Source organism: Pseudomonas sp. P42 (assembly GCF_017973755.1).
Classification (GTDB): domain Bacteria; phylum Pseudomonadota; class Gammaproteobacteria; order Pseudomonadales; family Pseudomonadaceae; genus Aquipseudomonas; species Aquipseudomonas iridis.
Genome location: NZ_JACOPU010000003.1, coordinates 571,323 through 590,743 on the forward strand (window position 1 = coordinate 571,323; position 19,421 = coordinate 590,743).

A 19,421-nucleotide genomic window follows, 5' to 3' on the forward strand; every position below is an offset into this window, starting at 1 on the left:
TCGCAAGGGATTAACAAAAATGAATAATTATTGGGTTAGGCATAAGTAAACACTTATAGTTGAAACATCTGCCCGAACCCTGAGCCTGAATAAAATGCGTAAGTCACTGATGCGTATGACATTACGCCAGTTACAGATCTTCAATGAAGTGTGTGATTTACGCTCTTACAGCCGCGCGGCCGAGGAAATGTCGCTGACACAACCGGCCGTCAGCCTACAGATTCGTCAGCTCGAAGAGCTGATCGGGCAGCCATTATTCGATTATGTCGGCAAAAAACTCTACATGACCGAGGCCGCCGAAGCCCTTCAGCGCGCCAGTCGAGACATCTTCGGACGCCTGGAAAATCTCGACATGCAGCTATCGGACATGCAGGGCTCGCTGCAGGGCCAACTGAAGCTGGCGGTGGAGTCGAGCGCCAAGTATTTCGTGCCACATCTGTTCGCGGCGTTTAAACGCCAGCATCCGGAAGTGAATCTGCAACTGACCGTGGTCAATCGTGGCCAGGTGATCCGACGTCTTTCCGACAACCGCGATGATCTGGTAATCATGTCGATGGTGCCGCAGGACATGGGGCTGGAATTCCTTCCATTTCTCAATAATCCGATTGTCGCCGCGGCTCGCCCGGATCATCCACTGGCGCATATGGGGCCGCTGCGTTTGCAGGATCTTGAGCCGTACACGCTATTGATCCGCGAACCCGGCTCGGGCACGCGACTGGCGTGCGAAGAGTATTTCAAAGAGAAGCGCGTGCACTTCACCCAGACTCAAGAGGTGGCCTCGGCCGAAGCACAACGTGAATGCGTGGCGGCGGGTCTGGGCCTGGCGCTGTTGACGCGCCACGCCCTGAACCTGGAGCTGGCGACCGGCGGCCTGGTCGAGCTGCCGGTCGAGGAGTTACCGCTGTTGCGAAGCTGGTGCCTGGTACAAGCCAAAGCCAAGCGCTTGTCACCAGTGGCGCACGCCTTCCTGGCGTTTATCCGCAGCGAACGCGTGCAGATCAGCGCGCTGGTTGAGCGCTTCGACGGGAAGCTGCCGGTGCCGCCTGCCAATAATTGAGTTCGACTTCCTCGGGAAAACCGCCGATTTCGGCCTGAAGCTGACGAAGTTCATAGCGATCTTCGATGGCGCGACGGAACTCCATGCGGCGCTGGTCTTCCTGCTGACGACGGGTTTTCGCTGCGCTGTTGCGTTCTTCGTAGGGCTGAGCCATTTCGAGTCTCCCAAGGCGATTACGGGAGTTTCACGATAGGCGCGGGGGATGACGGTTTGGCTGCGTCATGGTTACAGACTGATGAAGGTTTGCACCGAAAAGCAAAAGATCGCAGCCTTCGGCAGCTCCTAAAAGGGAATGCGTACACCCGTAGGAGCTGCCGAAGGCTGCGATCTTTTGATCTTAGTCATCCAGTGCTTTCACTGCTTTCGGAGACAAACGCAAGCTACGCAGACTGCGCTTCACACTCTTGAGGTGGTTGACCAGGCTCGGACCTCGCGCCATGGCCACGCCCATGGCCAGCACGTCGATTACCACCAGGTGAGCAATGCGCGAAGTCAGCGGCGTATAGATTTCGGTGTCTTCATGCACATCGATCGCCAGATTGACCGTCGACAGTTCCGCCAATGGCGTCTGGCTCGGGCACAGCGTGATCAGCGAAGCGCCGCTCTCGCGCACCAGATTGGCGGTGATCAGCAAATCCTTGGAGCGCCCGGACTGGGAAATGCAGATCGCCACGTCAGTCGGCTTCAACGTTACCGCCGACATCGCCTGCATGTGCGGATCGGAGTAGGCCGCCGCCGTCAGCAGCAGGCGGAAGAACTTGTGTTGCGCATCCGCTGCCACCGCGCCCGACGCGCCAAAGCCATAGAACTCGACGCGCTGCGCCTGCGACATCAAGGTCACCGCACGCTGCAATTCCACCGGATCGAGCCTCTCGCGAACCTCCATCAACGTGTGCAACGTGGTGTCGAAAATCTTCAGGCTGTAATCAGCGACCGAGTCGTCTTCATGGATCGCGAACTGGCCGAAACTGGCACCGGCGGCCAGGCTCTGCGCCAGTTTCAGTTTCAGATCCTGAAAGCCGGAACAACCGATGGCGCGACAAAAGCGCACGATGGTCGGCTCACTGATGCCGACGTTGTGGGCCAGGTCGGCCATGGAACTGTGCATCACCGCCGCAGGGTCAAGCAGCACGTGGTCGGCGACCTTGAGCTCCGACTTGCGTAACAGGTGACGTGACTGGGCGATGTGTTGCAGCAGATTCAAGGGGCTGGACTCTTGTTATGGTCGGGGATGTAGCAAGCTTGTAGTTATACTACATGAATTGGCTTTTTGCCTGCTCAATGCGTAACTGGATTGTCTCACCGCCCCCTGTTCTCGGCGCGTGCACCTTGTGTAGCCATTTTTAGCCCCCCAGACGAATCACCCGGATACCTTCAATCCAAAGACCTGGCAGAGTGGCGAAGCTTTAACTCCGTTTTAAATTAAAATTGATTTGTAAAAGCAATATATATGTACCACACCTCAAGCGACTTCAGGCGCGAGAATCCAAGAGATTAAGGACAACAAATACTCTAAGGATTTTCAATGCCCTCAAAACTACTGGCACCCTATGCAACACTTGCCCTTCTACTAGGCATATCTTTTCAAGCTTTAGCGGAGGGTTATTATTGGCACATCCAACCAGAGGCATATGACTGGACAGAAAGTCAGAAAAAGCATTCCTCTCCTGAAATGGCATGCAGGTCGCTCCATACAGACACCGAGTACGGCGAATATGAATACTACACTGCCACACCTACTTCCAGTGAAAACCAATGGACTTGCAATCTGATTTATGGGCCCGACCCAAATGAAGACAATCTCGCACTTTCCATTCATAGATACGGAGACTCATGCGAACGAAACACATTATTCAACCCTTTGAGTGGACAATGCGAAAATCAAAGCACTGATGAGATTTTTTGCATTTCGCAAACCGTCGGGAACCCCATTAATTTTTTAACCGGGTATAAAATACAAATAGAACAAGACCTCCCACTTTCGACAACTGCTGCTAAAAACAAATTAAAATTTATAAAATATTACAGTAGCGTCAATGGACTGTGGACCCACTCTTATTCCGACAGAATAATCACTAATGGAAAAACTATTACTTTAGTTCATTCCAATGGCGAAAGATCTTTATTTGACAAAGAATCAGGAAGCTATGTAGCCAGACACCCAAGGGCAGGATCGACATCAAATATCTCAAATACCTGGGTTTACTTAGCAGCAGATAACAGCATCCTTAGTTTTGACTCAACAGGGAGACTGCGCGAGTTCAAAAACCATGAAACGAAATACTCCATCACCTACACCGACAAACACCTGAAAATAACCAACGCACATGGAGATACGCTGGAAGTTTTCGAGGACACGAAAAAGCAACCATTAAAAGTAAAAACAAACAACACAGAGTTAACTTATGACTATAACGAATACAAGCAATTAGTCTCTATGACACGTGCACTCCATGACAGCTTAAAAATTAAACGATATCTATATGAGGACGATAATGACAGCAGACTTTTAACAGGCATTATCGATGAACGCGGCGTGCTCTACGCCACTTGGAAATATGACCAACATGGCCGAGCGATCTCAAGCGAGCATGCGCAAGGCGCTGAGAATGTGACTATTGAATATCACTCTGACGATTCCACCACTGTATCCAACGCTCTGGGCAAAAGCGCAACTTATAAATTCGGTTATTTTCAGGGTACCAAACGCATAACTTCGATTATTGGAGAACCCACCGCTAACTGTCCAAAAAGCAATTCGACATTTACCTATGACGAACGCGGCTTACTGACATCGCAAACTGACAGCAAAGGAATTACTACGCTTTACACCCATAATGATCGCGGCCTGGAAACATCCCGTACCGAGGCAAGTAATACACTTGAATCAAGAACCATTACTACAGAGTGGCACGATACACTATCACTGCCTTTGAAAATCAAACAGCCAAAGCGATCAATCCAATACACTTACGACGCTGAAGGACGCAAGCTTACCCAGACAATCAAAACACATTGATTCAGAAGGATCTGAACATGAACACACTGATAATAAGACTAGGCCTTCTAGTGTTAGCAATCGGGGGCACCTTCCTTACCGCCCCACTTTTGCAGACGCCAGAACGCGGATGGTTGTTTACCTACAATGCCCGTGGCTTGCTGAAACTCTCGGACGGACCAAGAACCGATGTAAATGATTTCACTCGCTACGAATATGACTCACACAGCAACCTGACGCGTGTTATTAACGCAGCTGGGCATACCTTCGAAATGTCAAACTTCGATTATTTAGGGAACCCGCAAACAATCGTTGATCCCAATGGCGTCTTAACCTTATTAACCTATACGCCTCAAGGTTGGCTGTCGTCTCTAAGCATCGAAGAAAGCACCCTGCAATTCGATTACAACGCTACCGGGGACATAACCAGACTGACCCAAGGGGATGGCGGGTGGATTGCTTATACTTGGGACGATGCCAGACGATTGATTCGAATTGAAAATAACCTGATGGAGCAAGTTGAATTTGAACTCGATCCGATGGGCAATCAAACAGCGATACGTTTGAAAGACGAAACAGGGAATATAACGAACCAGCATCGAAAGGTATATGACGAACTGGGGCGTTTACTTTACTCAGTAGGTGCTAATGAGCAAACGAGTCATTTGAAATACGACCTTAATGATAATCCTGTTGCGTTCGTCACTCCTCGTGACACTCACTATGGTCACGCTTACGACCCACTCAATCGTTTAATAAAAAGCACCGACCCGCTAAACGGGACGTCTCAGTTTGAGTATGACGCTCAGGACAACCTCACCCACGTCAGCGACGCACGCGGGGTAAGCACTCGGTATCACTTCGATGGCTTGAGTAACCTGACCCAGCTAGACAGTCCAGACAGCGGTACTAGCAAATACAAATATGACGCCGCTGGAAACATCAAAGAGAAAACGGATGCTCGAGGTGTTGCCACGTTTTACGCGTACGACGCTCTCAATCGATTGCTTAGTCGTCGCTATCCAGCAAACCCAAAGCTTGATGTACGCTTCCATTACGACTCTATCGCTGAAGGCAACAGGGGAGTTGGGCGCTTGACGGCGATTGAGGATGCGAACGGTGTGCAGACCTACTCCTATGACGCACACGGCAACTTGATAGCGCAACTGCACACGCCCTCCATGGCAAACATGGCTCAGTCCGAAAACGTTAGGTACGGGTATGACTCGGCCAATCGACTCAACCGAATCGACTACCCGGCTGGATTCAACATTCACTATCTTCGCGACACTGCCGGACAGGTCACTCAAGTGCAGATTCAGAATGGCAGCGAAAAGTCAGTTACCCTCGCACGAGACCTCACCTATTTACCATTCGGCCCATTGAAAAGCCTCACGTGGGGGAATGGCATCACGCTTCAGCGTACCTACGATCAGGATTATTTTTTAACCGCACAGGCGGTTGCTGACAAGAGCAACATTTATAGTTACGACCAAAATGGCAATATCACCAGAATACAAAATAATCATTTTGGCGATACAAACTATGCATATGACTCAATGGATCGTCTTGTAGAGAAGGACGACGCTAGCTCCCAGCAAACATATTCTTATGACGCTGGGGGCAACCGAATTAAGAGCACCCATAGATTTAAAGGCTTCGAACAAGAAAAACCCAGCACTCAAGTTTCGTACCGTTATGGAGAGAGCAGCAATCGATTAGTAAAGATCAACGATCAATTAATAACTATAGATCCAACTGGCAATATAATAAGTGACCAGCCCCATCGCCAGACCACATATACTGACAACAATCGCATGACTAGCGCAAACATCGGTGACATGCCACTGATACATTTTCACTATAACGCTACAGGCCAACGAATTAGGAAAGAAACTTCGGCACAGGTAACTACATTTCTCTACGGATACAACAGACAATTACTAGGTGAGACACGCCTAAATGAAAAAGGAAAAAAACTTTCTAGCCAGTATTACTTTTGGTTAGACAACATCCTGCTGGGCGGAATCACTATTGATTATGACTCGTCCGAGAATGAGATAAAACGTTCCCTTTTCTACATCCATAGCGATCATCTTAATACGCCACATAGAATAACGAATGACGCAAAAGAAATTATTTGGACTTGGAGTCCCGATTCTTTCGGTAAAGGAGAGCCTAATGGATCTTTGGTCTTTAATTTGCGCTTTCCTGGGCAGTATTACGATATTGAAACAGGGTTGCATTACAACTATTTTAGATATTACGATCCCGAATCCGGACGCTATTTAGAAAGTGACCCAGTAGGTCTTAGGGGTGGCTTTAACACCTACGTATATGTCAATGGCAATCCGTTGAAATATGTTGATCCCTTTGGATTGGAATCTGTGTTTGAATGGTCGTCAAACGCCGAGAAAATTGCAGAAAAGAGTGGTCTCCCAGGACCATACAATGGCCCCCAAGACGCTTACAGGCACTGTGTTGCATCGTGCATGATTGCGGCATCAAACTGGGGAGAATCAGTAAGCCGATTCGCCGGGTGGGCACATGAAGTATCGAATTTTGGCCAAAACAAATATGAAAGGGCTATGGATGACTGGAATAACCAAGCCGGATTGTGTGCTGCCAAAAACAGCGATGCTCCTAGTGACTGCCCCAACAGTTGCATGAATCTTATTGAAAACAATGCCCTTATTATGGAGGCAACATCACATGGCGCCTATTATTAAACGTAGACATTCAAAAACAGCAACGACCTCGGCGGTATTTCTTCTCGCATGCTTTGTAGCAGTCATAGCAGCACAATACTACTACCCCGCAGATATAGATCAAATTTGCGAAAAAGAATCATCACTGCTTGTGAACAACATCCAGAGTTGCAGCCTCACTCAATCGTTAATCAGCGACCTCGAAAATCAAGGCTACACCCCAATTCTTTTAGAAAGCTCCGAGAGTAGCAGAGGCCCATTTAAAGCAAAATTTGATTATAAAGTTTTTGAAGTATTCAACTTTAAGATAGATGGGGATTCTGGCAGTGGCACAGCTCGATTCCGATTCATTAACGGCCGACTTTCTTCAATAGTATATACCCCCGAAAAATCAGGGTCTGCGTTCGAACTGTTCCCTGAAAATAAAACCGAAAGCATAAGTATTCAACACTCATCAAACCCTGGGAGGGTGAAATCTGTATCCTGGTCAAATAATAAACTTGAGGCATATATTTCTTGGTGGATTAGACGATTCGCCTAAAGATGATCCTGTTGAGTCAGCAATATCTGCTGACTCATCAACTCAATTGGCTTCTTGCCCTCGTAATAGGCTGCCTAAGCCGGTTGAGTCCACCGGACGACTGATCAGATAACCCTGCACTTCATCACAGCGCTCGGCGCGCAAAAATTCCAGCTGCTCCTCGCGCTCTACCCCCTCAGCCACCACTTTCAGCGACAGCCCATGGGCCATGGCGATGATCGCCCGAGTGATGGCCGCATCTTCACTGCTCTCGCCCAAACCACGAATGAACGCTTGATCGATCTTCACGTAGTCCACCGGGATGCGCTTGAGATAACTCAGCGACGAATACCCGGTGCCGAAATCATCGATGGCCAGTTTCACCCCCAGATCGCGCAGTTGCTGGAACGTCGCGATGATGTGCTCAACGCTGTCGAGCAGCTGACTTTCAGTCAGTTCGAGTTCGAGGTAGTGCGGCGCCAGCCCGGTTTCTTCCAGCACTTGTCGCACCAGACTGACCAGCTTGCCTTGGCGCAATTGGTGCACCGACAGGTTCACCGAAACGCGAATTGGCGCGAGCCCCTGACGCTGCCATTCGCACGCCTGCCAGCAAGCCTGGCGCAGCACGAATTCGCCGATCGGCCCGATCAATCCGGTTTCCTCGGCCAGCCCGATGAAGTCCCCCGGCGGCACCTGGCCCATGCTCGGGTGATCCCAGCGCACCAGAGCTTCCGCCGCATTCAAGCGCCCCGACTCCAGGCACAGCTTGGGCTGATAGAACACCTGTAACTGCTTCTCATCGATAGCTTTGCGCAACTGGTTTTCCAGCTGCAATCGCTCAAGGGTGCTGGCTTGCAGGCTTTCGGTGTAGAACTGGAAATTATTGCCGCCCAGATGTTTGGCATGTTGCATGGCCATGTTCGACTGGCTGACCAGCGCGGAGATCTCCCGTGCGTTGTCCGGCAGCATGCTGATGCCCATCGAGGCGCTGACCACCAATTCGTGCCCGTCAACGGTCAGCGGCAGGCGCAGCTTGGCCGACAGCCGCGTGGCGACCCGCGCCAGACTCGACAGGTTGCCGTAGGCATCGAAGAGCACAGCGAACTCGTCGCCGGATAAACGAGCGATCGTGTCGGCTTCCGGCAAGGCGTTGACCAACCGGCGAGCCATCTTCTGCAACAACTGGTCAGCGACTTCATGGCCCAAACTGTCGTTGAGCAATTTGAAGCGATCCAGATTGATGTGCAGCAGCGCAAGACTGCGCCGGCCGCCCTGTCGAACCCGCTGATGCGCCTCATGCAGCCGCTCGCGGAATAGCGAGCGATTGGCCAGACCGGTAAGTTCATCGTAGTGCGTCAAATAACGCATGCGCTCTTCGGATTCACGCCGCGCGGAAAGATCAGCGAAGAAGCCCACGATATGGCCGACATTTCCCCGACTATCGCGTACTGCGTTGAGTTGGAGCCATTGCGGATACAGCTCGCCGTTCTTGCGGGTCTCCACCAATTCGCCCTGCCAACTGCCGTACTGCTCAAGGGCGGTGCGGATGGCGACGTAGTGGCGGCGGGCATCGCGACTGCATGGCAGCTCGACCACATTACGCCCGAGCATTTCATCAATGCCGTAACCGGTGACCCGGCTGAACGCCTGATTGATCGCGATCAGTGTGTAATTCGGGTCGAAAATCACAATGCCTTCGCTGGCCGCTTCGAACACCGTTGCCGCCAGGCGCTGCTGCTCTTCGAGGCTCTTGCTGGCGCTGATATCCCGGCGAGTGCCGACCATGCGGATCACTCGCCCACTTTCACTGCGCTCTACGGCGCGGCCCCGGTCCTCGATCCAGACCCAATGGCCATCGCCGTGACGCACGCGGTACTCGATCTGATAGTCCTCGCTGCGGCCCTTCAGATGCTCGATCAACGCCTGTTTGAGGGGTGGCACATCTTCGGGGTGCAGCCGCGGTTTGAGGTCGCGCAGGATGGCGGTGACGTATTCCGGGGCCAGGCCGAACAGTTCCTGGATCTGCGTGTGGTGGACTTCGTCGGTTTGCAGATTCCAGTCCCACAGCCCCAACTCACTGGCCTTCAACGCCAGCGCCAGACGTGTTTCGCTTTTGCTCAAGGCCTGATTGGCAGCGTCCAGCTCGCGGCTGCGCAGGGCGACGCGGTCTTCCAGCTCGACCTGAGCTTCGCGCAACTTGCCCTCGGCGCAGCGCCGATGGTCTATTTCTGTCGCCAGTTCTTGATTGAGCTGCTCGCTGCGCGCCTGTGTCTGCTGCAGATGTTCGATCAGGTGCTGATTCTGGAAGCGCCGCAGCAAACCACGATCGATCAGACGATTGACCTGCCATGCCACCACGCTCAGCGATCCCAACAGAATCAGCCCGAGCCAGCCCCAACCGCGCGCCTGCTCGTCACCGCCCCAGAACAGATAACCGATCGCCGGTAGCAGACAGGGCAAGGTAAACGACAGAAATGCCGGCAGGCTCACCGCGTAGGCGACACTGGCCGACAGGGTCGCGGCGCCGATCAGGCCGAAAACCCAGGCTTGCTGCATGAAATTGTCGGCGGGTACCAGCGCGATGCCCGCACCGGCCAGGGTCAGGCCGGTCATGGTCGAGCCGAGCAGGAACATCCGGCGCCAGATAGGTTGGGCCTGGCGATTGGGGATGGCTGAGTCGAACGCGGCCACCTGAATCACACGTAAAGCCACCAGCGACAACAACCACACCAGCCAGACGCTGACCACGAAATAGCGCTGCGGGCTCCAGAGCAAACCGGCGCAGACCAGACCATTGATCAACATGAACAGCGTGGGCAATAAAGAGCCCTGATACAGCAGACGCGTGCGCTCGACCGCCATCTCGACGGCGTAGTGCTTGCGGATAACCCGGGGTTCCACAGAGGGGCCCGACAGTTCGGCGCTGAGGGTCATGGGCAACGTTCTTGTTCTTATAAGGGGGCGTGCGCCCGAAACGTGGACGGAGCATACACAAGCCGATCCCGTTGCCAAACTGCTCCGGACCACAAATTCATCGAAAGTTTTCCCTCCCTTGGTGCCGGCAGAACCCGCAGAGTGAGGCGGGCTGACGCCTGTAGCCAGTGACCGACCGGTCGTCATTGACGGCACTTTCATCGGCTAATGCAAAGCTCGGTTTGCCCGGGCCTGCGGCGCACCCTAGAATGCCCCGATGCGCGATGACCTCTCCCTTCTGCTGAACTCCCTCAACGATGCCCAACGCCAGGCCGTAGCAGCCCCCGTTGGCCGTCAGTTGGTCCTGGCCGGTGCCGGCTCCGGTAAAACCCGAGTGCTGGTGCACCGTATCGCCTGGTTGATCCAGGTCGAAAACGCCTCGCCCCACTCCATCCTGTCGGTGACCTTCACCAACAAGGCCGCTGCCGAGATGCGTCACCGCATCGAGCAGTTGCTGGGTATCAACCCGGCTGGCATGTGGGTCGGCACCTTCCACGGCCTCGCGCACCGCTTGTTGCGGGCGCACTGGCAGGAAGCCGGGCTGAGCCAGACCTTCCAGATTCTCGACAGCGACGACCAGCAACGGCTGGTCAAGCGGGTAATCCGCGAGCTGGGCCTGGACGAGCAACGCTGGCCGGCCCGTCAGGCCCAATGGTTCATTAATGGACAGAAAGACGAAGGTCTGCGTCCGCAACACATTCAGGCCAGCGGCGACTTGTACCTGGCCACCATGCGCGGCATTTACGAGGCCTACGAGGCTGCTTGCCTGCGCGCCGGTGTTATCGACTTCTCCGAACTGCTGCTGCGCGCCCTCGACTTGTGGCGCGACCACCCCGGCTTGCTGGCGCATTATCAGAAGCGCTTCCGGCACATTCTGGTGGACGAGTTCCAGGACACCAACGCCGTGCAGTACGCCTGGTTGCGCCTGCTCGGCAAGGGTGGCGACAGCCTGATGGTGGTCGGCGACGACGACCAGTCGATTTACGGCTGGCGCGGGGCGAAGATCGAAAACATCCATCAATACTCCGCCGACTTCCCGGACGCTGTGACCATTCGCCTGGAGCAGAACTACCGCTCCACTGCCGGCATCCTGAAAGCGGCCAACGCCCTGATCGCCAACAACACCGGACGCCTGGGCAAAGAGCTGTGGACGGACGGCGGAGACGGTGAGGCGATCAATCTGTACGCCGCGTTCAACGAACACGACGAAGCACGCTACGTTGTCGAAACCATCGAAAGCGCGCTCAAAACCGGCCTGGCTCGCAGCGATATCGCGATTCTGTACCGTTCCAACGCCCAATCACGCGTTTTGGAAGAAGCATTGCTACGTGAACGCATTCCGTACCGCATCTATGGCGGCCAGCGCTTCTTCGAGCGTGCGGAAATCAAGAACGCCATGGCGTATCTGCGTTTGCTCGAAGGTCGGGGCAACGATGCTGCGCTGGAACGGGTGATCAACGTCCCGGCTCGCGGCATCGGCGAGAAAACCGTTGAAGCAATTCGCGAGCATGCGCGCCACAGCGATGTGTCGATGTGGGAAGGCATGCGCCTGTTGGTCGCCAATAAAGGCCTGACCGGTCGTGCTGCGGGTGCGCTGGGTGCGTTCATCGAGCTGATCGAGAACCTCGCTGCCAAATGCGCGGAGATGCCGCTTCACTTGATGACCCAAACCGTCATCGAGCAATCCGGCCTGATCGCCTATCACGAAGCGGAAAAAGGCGAGAAAGGCCAGGCTCGGGTAGAAAACCTTGAGGAACTGGTTAGCGCCGCGCGCAACTTCGAGAACACTGAAGAAGACGAAGAACTGACGCCACTGGCAGCATTCCTTGGCCACGCTTCGCTGGAGGCCGGCGACACTCAGGCCGACGAGCACGAAGACAGCATTCAGTTGATGACCCTGCACAGCGCCAAAGGCCTGGAATTCCCTTACGTGTTCCTCGTGGGCATGGAAGAAGGCCTGTTCCCGCACAAGATGAGCCTGGAAGAACCCGGGCGTCTTGAAGAAGAACGACGCTTGGCCTACGTCGGTATCACCCGGGCGATGCAAAACCTGGTGATGACCTACGCTGAAACCCGACGCCTGTACGGCAGCGAAACCTACAACAAGGTCTCGCGTTTCGTACGAGAGGTGCCGAAAGGTCTGATTCAGGAAGTCCGTTTGTCGAACAGCGTCAGCCGTCCGTTCGGCGGCAACCAGTCGATGAGTGGCAGCAATCTGTTCAGCGGCAGCGAGATTCCGGAAACCGGCTTCAGCCTGGGTCAGGCAGTGCGCCATTCGGTCTTTGGCGACGGCGTGATCCTCAACTTCGAAGGCGCGGGTGCACAGGCGCGGGTGCAGGTGAACTTCGGTGAAGGCAGCAAGTGGCTGATGCTCGGTTACGCGAAGCTGGAAGCTATCTGACACCGATTTCGCTTTTCTGTGGGAGCGAGCCTGCTCGCGGTGAAAATCACCACGGTTTATCTGATAAACCTCGGTGTGGCTTTCGCGAGCGGGCTCGCTCCCACAGGATTCTGCGCTGTAACCCCCAATCGCTCTGAACCAATCGCCTTTTCCTACAGCCAAAAGTACATCCGCTGATTGCCCCGACGGAGCTGAACGTAACCTGTCAGGCAAAAGCCCGAAACACTCTCTCGCTAGCCAGTAACACTTCAGCTGTGCAACATGGCGCGCGTGTCTCCACAAACGGGAATTCCCTTTATGAAACGTTTTCTTAGCATCGCCATGGCGTTGTGCATCGGCCTGACGATGAGCCTCGACGCCAACGCCAAGCGCTTTGGTGGTGGCAAAAGCGCCGGCGCTGCGCCGTCGCACCAGACCAGCCAAATGGCTCCTTCTTCCGCAGCTGGCGGCGCTGCTGCGACCGCTGGTGCTGCCGGTGCCGCTGGCGCTGCTGCCAAGGCCGGCGGTGCTTCGAAATGGCTCGGCCCTCTGGCCGGTATCGCCGCCGGTGGTCTGCTCGCTTCCATGTTCATGGGCGGCGGCTTCCAGGGCATGCAGATCTTCGACATCCTGATCATGGCCGTGATCGCGTTCGTGATCTTCCGCTTCATCGCCGCTCGTCGCCGCAAGCAGCAGGAGCACCTGGCTCCAGCTGGCGCGCCGATGCAGCGTGAAGTGTTCGAGCAGAAGCCTGCCGGCATGGGTTCGATCTTCGGTGGTTCGGCTACATCTGCTGCCGCCCGTCCGGTAATCAACGCACCGGCCTGGTTCAACGAGCAGAGCTTCCTTGAAGCTGCACGCAGCCACTTCCAGTCGCTGCAGCAGCACTGGGACGCTAACGAAATGGACAAGATCGCCGAGTTCGTGACCCCGCAGATGCTCGAGTTCCTCAAGCGTGAGCGTGCGGATCTGGGCGACGCCTTCCAGTCGACCTACATCGACAACCTCCAGGTTCAACTGGACGGCGTAGATGACCGTGCCGACAAGACCATCGCCACCCTGACCTTCAGCGGTGTGTCGAAGACCTCGCGTTTCGACCAAGGCGAAGTGTTCAGCGAAAGCTGGAACATGGAACGTCCGCAGGGCGAGAACCAGCCTTGGCTGGTGGCCGGTATCCGCCAGAACGGCTGATCCCCTCTGCGTTAAGCATGCGGTAACAAAAACCCCGGACTTGTCCGGGGTTTTTGTATTTCGCGGTTGCATCTATAGCAAGCTACTGTATAAACCGGCCCATATAAACCGCGCCATACAAGCAAGAGGATCCCGGACGTGGAAGAAATTATCGAACAACTGCGCGAAGCCAACGAACCGGTACCGGTTCCTTTGGAGTTGCCTGACGAAGACCTGCTGGTTGAAATCGAAGAACAACTGTTCATCGATATTCCGTTTGTCTTCAGGGAGTTTTTGCTGACGGTCAGCGACGTGGTTTACGGTAGCCTGGAGCCGGTAACTGTCACCGACCCGCAATCGCACACCTACTTGCCGGATGTCGCCGCCAACGCTTGGGATGCCGGTGTGGATCGCAGCCTGATTCCAATCTGCCAGGACGGCGACGACTACTACTGCGTCGAAGAAGACGGCACGGTGGTGTTGTGGCAAGCCGAGGAAGAGCTGATTGCCGAAGAAACCTGGGAATCGGTCTGGCATTGGGCACGGGACGTCTGGCTGGAAAGCTGATCGGCCAAACGCCCCGGGTGGTCAGTGCCCCGACGACTCCTTGTGGTTGTCGAGGGTTTCCAGCAAGGCCACCTGCATCCGCGTGTGCACGCGGATAAACCAGCGCCAGAGCAGCGCCGCCACGGCGGCCGCGACCACGGCGATCAGCACCAGCAACTTGTTGGTCGGCAGAATACTGGCCGACAAGGCTGCCAGCAGCAGGAAAATCACCAGCAGCGAGAGAATCGGGATCACCTCGGAGATCACCCGGCGCACTCGCTGCGTGTGCCTTCCGGCCATCTCCGGCTTCACGCCCATCTCGGCCAACAGCATCGATAGCGCCTTGAGCTTGCGATAGGCCGCGATCAGAAACGGCAACGACACCAGCAAAGCTCCGCCCCAGATCAACGCTTTCTGCCAGCTCGGATCGCTGATCCAGTCTTGCAGATACATCGAGATACGCTCGGCGAAGAACGCACCCGAGAAGAAGATCGCGATGACCAGCGCCAGATTGACCCCGACCTGCAACAGGATTCGCCGGATAATCGACGCCAGCATCGCCCCCTCGCCCTGCGGCTGAATGCTGCGCAGCCATTCGCCATACATCCCCAGCACCCGCCCTAAACGCTGCGGCATCGCGGCGGCCAGTTTGATCGACAGTGGATCGGCGGAGCGAATCAGGTACGGCGTCAGGAGCGTGGTAATCACCGAGACGGCCACGGCCACCGGATAGAGGAAGTTGCTGGTGACCTGCAGCGTCATGCCCAGCGCGGCGATGATGAAGGAAAATTCGCCGATCTGTGAAAGTCCCATCCCTACCCGCAGTGAGGTGCGTCCGTCATTGCCGGCGATAAACGCACCGAGCCCGCAGGACAACATCTTGCCGAGCACCACGGCTACCGTAATCACCGCAATCGGCCAGGCGTATTGCAGCAGAATCATCGGGTCGAGCATCAGGCCGATGGCGACGAAGAAGATTGCGCTGAACAGGTCACGGACTGGTTCGATCAGTCGCTCGATTTTCAGCAGTTGCCGCGACTCGGCCATGATCGCGCCGATCAGGAATGCGCCGAGCACCATGCTGTATTCAATTTTGACCACCAGCAGGCAAAAGCCGAAACACAGGCCCAGCACGGTTATCAGCAGCATCTCGTTGCTTTCGAATTTGGCGACGTAAGCCAGCAAACGCGGCACCAGCAGAATGCCGATCACCAGCGCGACGATCATGAATAGTGACAACTTGCCGACCGTGGAAAACACTTCGCCGGAGCTCACCGTACCGCTGACCGCGATGCTCGACAGCAAGGCAATGATGCCGATACCGAGGATGTCCTCAACGATCAAGACGCCGAAGATCAACTGTGCGAAGCGCTCGTTCTTCATCTTCAGGTCGTTGAGCGCCTTGACGATGATGGTGGTCGAAGAGATCGCCAGGATCGCGCCGAGGAACAGCGAATCCATGGTGTTCCAGTCGAACCAGCGGCCGATTTCGTAGCCGATCCAGATCATCAGGACGATTTCGAGAAACGCTGCGATGAACGCCGTGGCGCCCACCTTGAACAGCTTGCGCAGGCTGAACTCCAGCCCGAGGCAGAACATCAGGAAAATCACCCCCAGCTCGGCGAGGGTCTTGATGGTTTCTTCGTCGTGGATCAGGCCGAACGGTGGGGTGTGCGGGCCGATGATGAAGCCGGCGACGATGTAACCGAGCACCACCGGCTGCTTGAAACGATGGAACAACACGGTCACCACGCCCGCGACCAACATGATCACTGCCAGGTCCTGAATAAAACTGATGGCATGCATGGCGTGGGCTCCTTGAATGACGACGCTCGCAGTCAGGCATCAGAAAGGTCTGAGCGAGCCGGGGTAAAATCCGCTTTTCGTGTGGGAATTGCCCTTGGGCAGGGCTTTTGCAGGTTAACACCGCGACTTCTCACTGGAAGGCGGTGCAATATTAGGAAACAGATCGATCCCGGCGTGACGGCAGCCAGTCGCCCGGCGTCCCGATAACGGTGCTTTTGAAAAGTGACCAGGCACCCGCAGAGGTGCTTCCAGCAAACCAGCCTTGATCCGTGAGAACGTTATGGAACCCGGAAACGCCCAGCTGTCGATGACGGTACTGATGACCCCCGACATGGCCAATTTCTCTGGCAATGTCCACGGCGGCACCTTGCTCAAATACCTCGACGAAGTGGCTTACGCCTGCGCGAGCCGCTACGCCGGTCGTTACGTGGTGACACTGTCTGTGGATCAGGTGATTTTCCGCGAGCCGATCCATGTCGGCGAACTGGTGACATTCCTGGCGTCGGTCAACTACACCGGCAACACCTCGATGGAAGTCGGCATCAAAGTCGTCACCGAAAACATCCGCGAGCGCTCGGTGCGCCACACCAACAGCTGCTTCTTCACCATGGTCGCGGTGGATGACCAGCGCAAACCGGCCGCTGTGCCGCCGCTGCAGCCGCAGAACAGCGAAGACAAGCGCCGCTACATGCAGGCGCAGCAACGCCGGCAGATTCGCCAGGAGCTGGAAAAGCGTTATCAGGAGATCAAGGGCGACGCTTGATTGGTAGCGATCTGACGACCGCTTTCGCGAGCAGGCTCGCTCCCACAGGGTTCACGCGGTACCTGTGGGAGCGAGCCTGCTCGCGAATGGGGCGACGCAGTCTTACAAACTGATTGCCGTCGCCTCGAATTTCACCCGCGGATGCGCAATGCGATCCTGGGCCCGCACCAGTTGCAGCTCGTAACTGGAGCACGCCTGCGTTTCCAGCAGCACCTCATGCACCGCTGCCGCCGTGAACTCGAACGCCGCCACCAGACTGTCGCCCAGCAGCACGCGCGCCAGGAACAGGCCGGACGTCAGATCGCCCACGCCCACCGGCTGACGCGGAAATGCCAGCAGCGGACGACGCAGGTGCCAACTGCCCTCGGCGGTCACCAACAACATCTCGAAACCATCCGCCGGTTTACCCGGGTAGTCCAGATGCTTGACCAGGACGACTTTCGGCCCGCGAGCCAAAAGCGCCCGAGCCATTGCCAGGCAATCGAACAGCGATTGCGGCTTGCGTCCGGAAAAACTGTCCAGCTCCAACTGGTTCGGACACATGATGTCCGCCACAGCGGCCGCTTCTTCCAGCAGAAAATCGCTGACCTCCGTTGGCACGCTGCAACCTTTCTCCGCATGGCCCATCACCGGGTCGCACAGGTACAGCGCCTTCGGATTGACCGACTTGATGCGCGCCACGCCACTGAGAATCGCCCGGCCCTGCGCTGCGCTGCCGAGATAACCGGACAGCACCGCATCGCAATTGCCCAGCTCGCCAATGGCCGCAATGCCTTCGACCAGTTCGGGAATCTGTTGCGGCGCCAGCACTTCGCCGGCCCACTGGCCGTACTGGGTGTGATTGGAAAACTGCACCGTGTTGAGCGGCCAGACATTCACCCCGACCCGCTGCATCGGAAATACTGCGGCGCTGTTGCCGGCGTGGCCGAACACCACATGGGACTGAATGGCGAGCAGATGAGGCGTACGTTTCATTCGGGTTTTTCCGTAAAACGATTGAAATTCAAGCCGCGCAGTATGCGACGAAACGCAGCCTGTACGACAGACCGGCGACGCAGTTAAGCTGACGCTAACTTTTGGAGTTCCTTGTTGATGCTGACCCTCGAAAACATCTTCGTGCTGATACTGTTCGCCGCCGCTGGCGCGTGGCTATGGCACAACCACGGCTTGCGCGAGCGGGCGCTGGAGCGGGTCAAACAGCATTGCATCAACGTCGGTGTGGAGCTGCTGGACGGCAACGTCGCGTTGAAGAAGATTGGTTTTATCAAGGATGCCAGCGGTCGCCGGCGACTGGCGCGGGTGTACAACTTCGAGTTCACCGTGACTGGCGAAAGCCGCCACAACGGCACCATCACCCAGTTCGGCGCCCACAGTGCGCAGATCGAATTGGCGCCCTACCCGGCACCGTTCGACGACACGCTGCCGGTTGTCGAGGTGCACAAGCCACGGGCTGAAGTGATCGAGCTGAGTCAGTGGCGGCAGGAACACACCAAGTGGAAGCCGTAGAAATCAAAAGATCTCAATCGACTCGACAACCCGCTAACGCGTTCTGCAACACGCCAACATCCTGCACCTGAGCGAAAATCAGCTCGATCCGCGAATCGCGCCGCCATTCACTGGGCTGCCAATGCAGATCCGCGTTCTCCAGGGCATTCGCTGAAACCCAGCCATTGGTGCTGTGGATAACCAGTTTTGCCCTTTTCCAGACAAGGCTTTGCAGCCAGGCTGCGAGCTTTCGTGAGTCGAACGCCTGGCTCGGATGCCAACGCCAACCGATACTCCAACTACCGTCCTGGGCCTGGCTCAGGCAAATCGGCAGTGTCGGATCGCTCCAGACCGCCGGCATCTGCGCCAATCCTTTGGGCACGATCAGGTTATCCACACCCGCCACCGCTCGCGCGGCCAGACCCGGCAATTCGCTCAAGGGCAATTGCGCTTGTTGCGTCCAGACGAGTCTGACTGGCGGCAACTGACTGGCAATCTTCTGCCTGCCAGTTTCAGAAAGGTTTTCGGCCTTGTTCAACACCAGTAAACCCGCGCTGGCCAACGCATCCTGCTGCGCTGCCGGCAGCGCTTTCCCCGCATTGAGTGCCAGGGCATCCAGCACCAGAACGCACGGCTGAACCGCCAGCACACCTAGCCATGGCGCTTCACTCAATTGCTTGAGCAACTGCGCAGGATGGCCCAGTCCGGAGGGCTCGATAAACAGCCGATCCGGTTTCGCCTTGCGCAATAAACGCCCAAGGCCAATCTGAAACGGCGCCCCATTGACGCAACACAAACAGCCCCCGGCCACTTCCCCCAGTGCGATACCATCGCCGTCGCGGGTCAATAGAGCGGCGTCGAGGCCGATCTGGCCGAACTCGTTGATCAGCAACGCCCAGCGCTCGCCTTCAGGGCGTTGCGCCATGAGCTGGCGGATCAGGCTGGTCTTGCCGGCGCCGAGTGGGCCTGCGATGACGTGGACAGGAATGTTCTGCAACATGGCCGGGGATTTTCT

The 19,421-nt window shown here is 55.9% G+C and carries 15 protein-coding genes; 9 read left to right on the plus strand and 6 right to left on the minus strand.

Going from position 1 to position 19,421, the window contains the following annotated elements:
* The first annotated feature begins 94 nt into the window (after nucleotides 1–94).
* Entirely contained in the window at nucleotides 95–1,057 is a 963-nt protein-coding gene (locus H8B20_RS12000) for a LysR family transcriptional regulator (RefSeq protein ID WP_042561844.1), read from the plus strand.
* Here H8B20_RS12000 and H8B20_RS12005 read toward each other — a convergent pair.
* Together H8B20_RS12005 and hexR are read right to left on the minus strand one after the other, a co-directional pair.
* Complete coding sequence (locus tag H8B20_RS12005; RefSeq protein WP_047304266.1) at nucleotides 999–1,211, minus strand: PA3496 family putative envelope integrity protein; 213 nt, start codon at nucleotides 1,209–1,211, stop codon at nucleotides 999–1,001. The two genes, H8B20_RS12000 and H8B20_RS12005, sit on opposite strands and share 59 nt — an antisense overlap.
* A 183-nt stretch (nucleotides 1,212–1,394) precedes the next feature.
* Nucleotides 1,395–2,261 (minus strand): transcriptional regulator HexR, encoded by an 867-nt coding sequence (gene hexR / locus H8B20_RS12010; protein WP_150688289.1) that lies wholly within the window; start codon nucleotides 2,259–2,261, stop codon nucleotides 1,395–1,397.
* 321 nt (nucleotides 2,262–2,582) lie between these two features.
* Between hexR and H8B20_RS12015 the strand changes: the two genes are divergently transcribed.
* Genes H8B20_RS12015 through H8B20_RS12025 form a run of 3 tightly spaced genes read left to right on the plus strand, consistent with a single transcriptional unit; the run spans nucleotide 2,583 to nucleotide 7,304 of the window.
* Nucleotides 2,583–4,076 carry a DUF6531 domain-containing protein gene (locus tag H8B20_RS12015; protein ID WP_210623235.1) on the plus strand — a complete coding sequence of 498 codons (1,494 nt, stop codon included), beginning with the start codon at nucleotides 2,583–2,585 and terminating at the stop codon, nucleotides 4,074–4,076.
* Between the two features lie 17 nt (nucleotides 4,077–4,093).
* Nucleotides 4,094–6,784: an RHS repeat domain-containing protein gene (locus tag H8B20_RS12020; protein WP_210623236.1), complete on the plus strand. Its 2,691-nt coding sequence runs from the start codon at nucleotides 4,094–4,096 to the stop codon at nucleotides 6,782–6,784.
* On the plus strand, nucleotides 6,768–7,304 hold the full coding sequence (locus H8B20_RS12025) for a hypothetical protein (RefSeq protein WP_210623237.1): 537 nt from the start codon (nucleotides 6,768–6,770) through the stop codon (nucleotides 7,302–7,304). Before H8B20_RS12020 ends, H8B20_RS12025 begins: the two co-directional genes overlap by 17 nt.
* Nucleotides 7,305–7,346: 42 nt before the next feature.
* Here H8B20_RS12025 and H8B20_RS12030 read toward each other — a convergent pair whose 3' ends face one another.
* Nucleotides 7,347–10,217: a putative bifunctional diguanylate cyclase/phosphodiesterase gene (locus tag H8B20_RS12030; RefSeq protein WP_210623238.1), complete on the minus strand. Its 2,871-nt coding sequence runs from the start codon at nucleotides 10,215–10,217 to the stop codon at nucleotides 7,347–7,349.
* A gap of 256 nt (nucleotides 10,218–10,473) precedes the next feature.
* Between H8B20_RS12030 and uvrD the strand changes: the two genes are divergently transcribed.
* The 3 genes from uvrD (at nucleotide 10,474) to H8B20_RS12045 (ending at nucleotide 14,373) form a co-directional block, all read left to right on the plus strand.
* Nucleotides 10,474–12,657 carry a DNA helicase II gene (uvrD, locus tag H8B20_RS12035; RefSeq protein ID WP_042561847.1) on the plus strand — a complete coding sequence of 728 codons (2,184 nt, stop codon included), beginning with the start codon at nucleotides 10,474–10,476 and terminating at the stop codon, nucleotides 12,655–12,657.
* A 297-nt stretch (nucleotides 12,658–12,954) separates the two neighbouring features.
* Nucleotides 12,955–13,827, plus strand: a complete 873-nt coding sequence (locus H8B20_RS12040) for a Tim44 domain-containing protein (protein ID WP_210623239.1) — start codon at nucleotides 12,955–12,957, stop codon at nucleotides 13,825–13,827.
* 138 nt (nucleotides 13,828–13,965) lie between these two features.
* Nucleotides 13,966–14,373: an SMI1/KNR4 family protein gene (locus H8B20_RS12045; RefSeq protein WP_003187120.1), complete on the plus strand. Its 408-nt coding sequence runs from the start codon at nucleotides 13,966–13,968 to the stop codon at nucleotides 14,371–14,373.
* A 21-nt stretch (nucleotides 14,374–14,394) separates the two neighbouring features.
* Here H8B20_RS12045 and H8B20_RS12050 read toward each other — a convergent pair whose 3' ends face one another.
* Nucleotides 14,395–16,158: a cation:proton antiporter gene (locus H8B20_RS12050; RefSeq protein ID WP_210623240.1), complete on the minus strand. Its 1,764-nt coding sequence runs from the start codon at nucleotides 16,156–16,158 to the stop codon at nucleotides 14,395–14,397.
* A gap of 280 nt (nucleotides 16,159–16,438) precedes the next feature.
* Here H8B20_RS12050 and H8B20_RS12055 point away from each other — a divergent pair, with 280 nt between their 5' ends.
* Complete coding sequence (locus H8B20_RS12055; RefSeq protein ID WP_003229693.1) at nucleotides 16,439–16,921, plus strand: acyl-CoA thioesterase; 483 nt, start codon at nucleotides 16,439–16,441, stop codon at nucleotides 16,919–16,921.
* Nucleotides 16,922–17,023: 102 nt separating this feature from the next.
* Here H8B20_RS12055 and pdxY read toward each other — a convergent pair whose 3' ends face one another.
* On the minus strand, nucleotides 17,024–17,896 hold the full coding sequence (pdxY, locus tag H8B20_RS12060; RefSeq protein ID WP_210623241.1) for a pyridoxal kinase PdxY: 873 nt from the start codon (nucleotides 17,894–17,896) through the stop codon (nucleotides 17,024–17,026).
* 117 nt (nucleotides 17,897–18,013) lie between these two features.
* On the opposite strand from pdxY, the gene H8B20_RS12065 reads away from it, so the two are divergent.
* Complete coding sequence (locus H8B20_RS12065) at nucleotides 18,014–18,427, plus strand: DUF3301 domain-containing protein (RefSeq protein WP_210623242.1); 414 nt, start codon at nucleotides 18,014–18,016, stop codon at nucleotides 18,425–18,427.
* Nucleotides 18,428–18,440: 13 nt separating this feature from the next.
* Here H8B20_RS12065 and H8B20_RS12070 read toward each other — a convergent pair whose 3' ends face one another.
* Nucleotides 18,441–19,406, minus strand: a complete 966-nt coding sequence (locus H8B20_RS12070) for a CobW family GTP-binding protein (protein ID WP_210623243.1) — start codon at nucleotides 19,404–19,406, stop codon at nucleotides 18,441–18,443.
* Nucleotides 19,407–19,421: the final 15 nt, after the last annotated feature.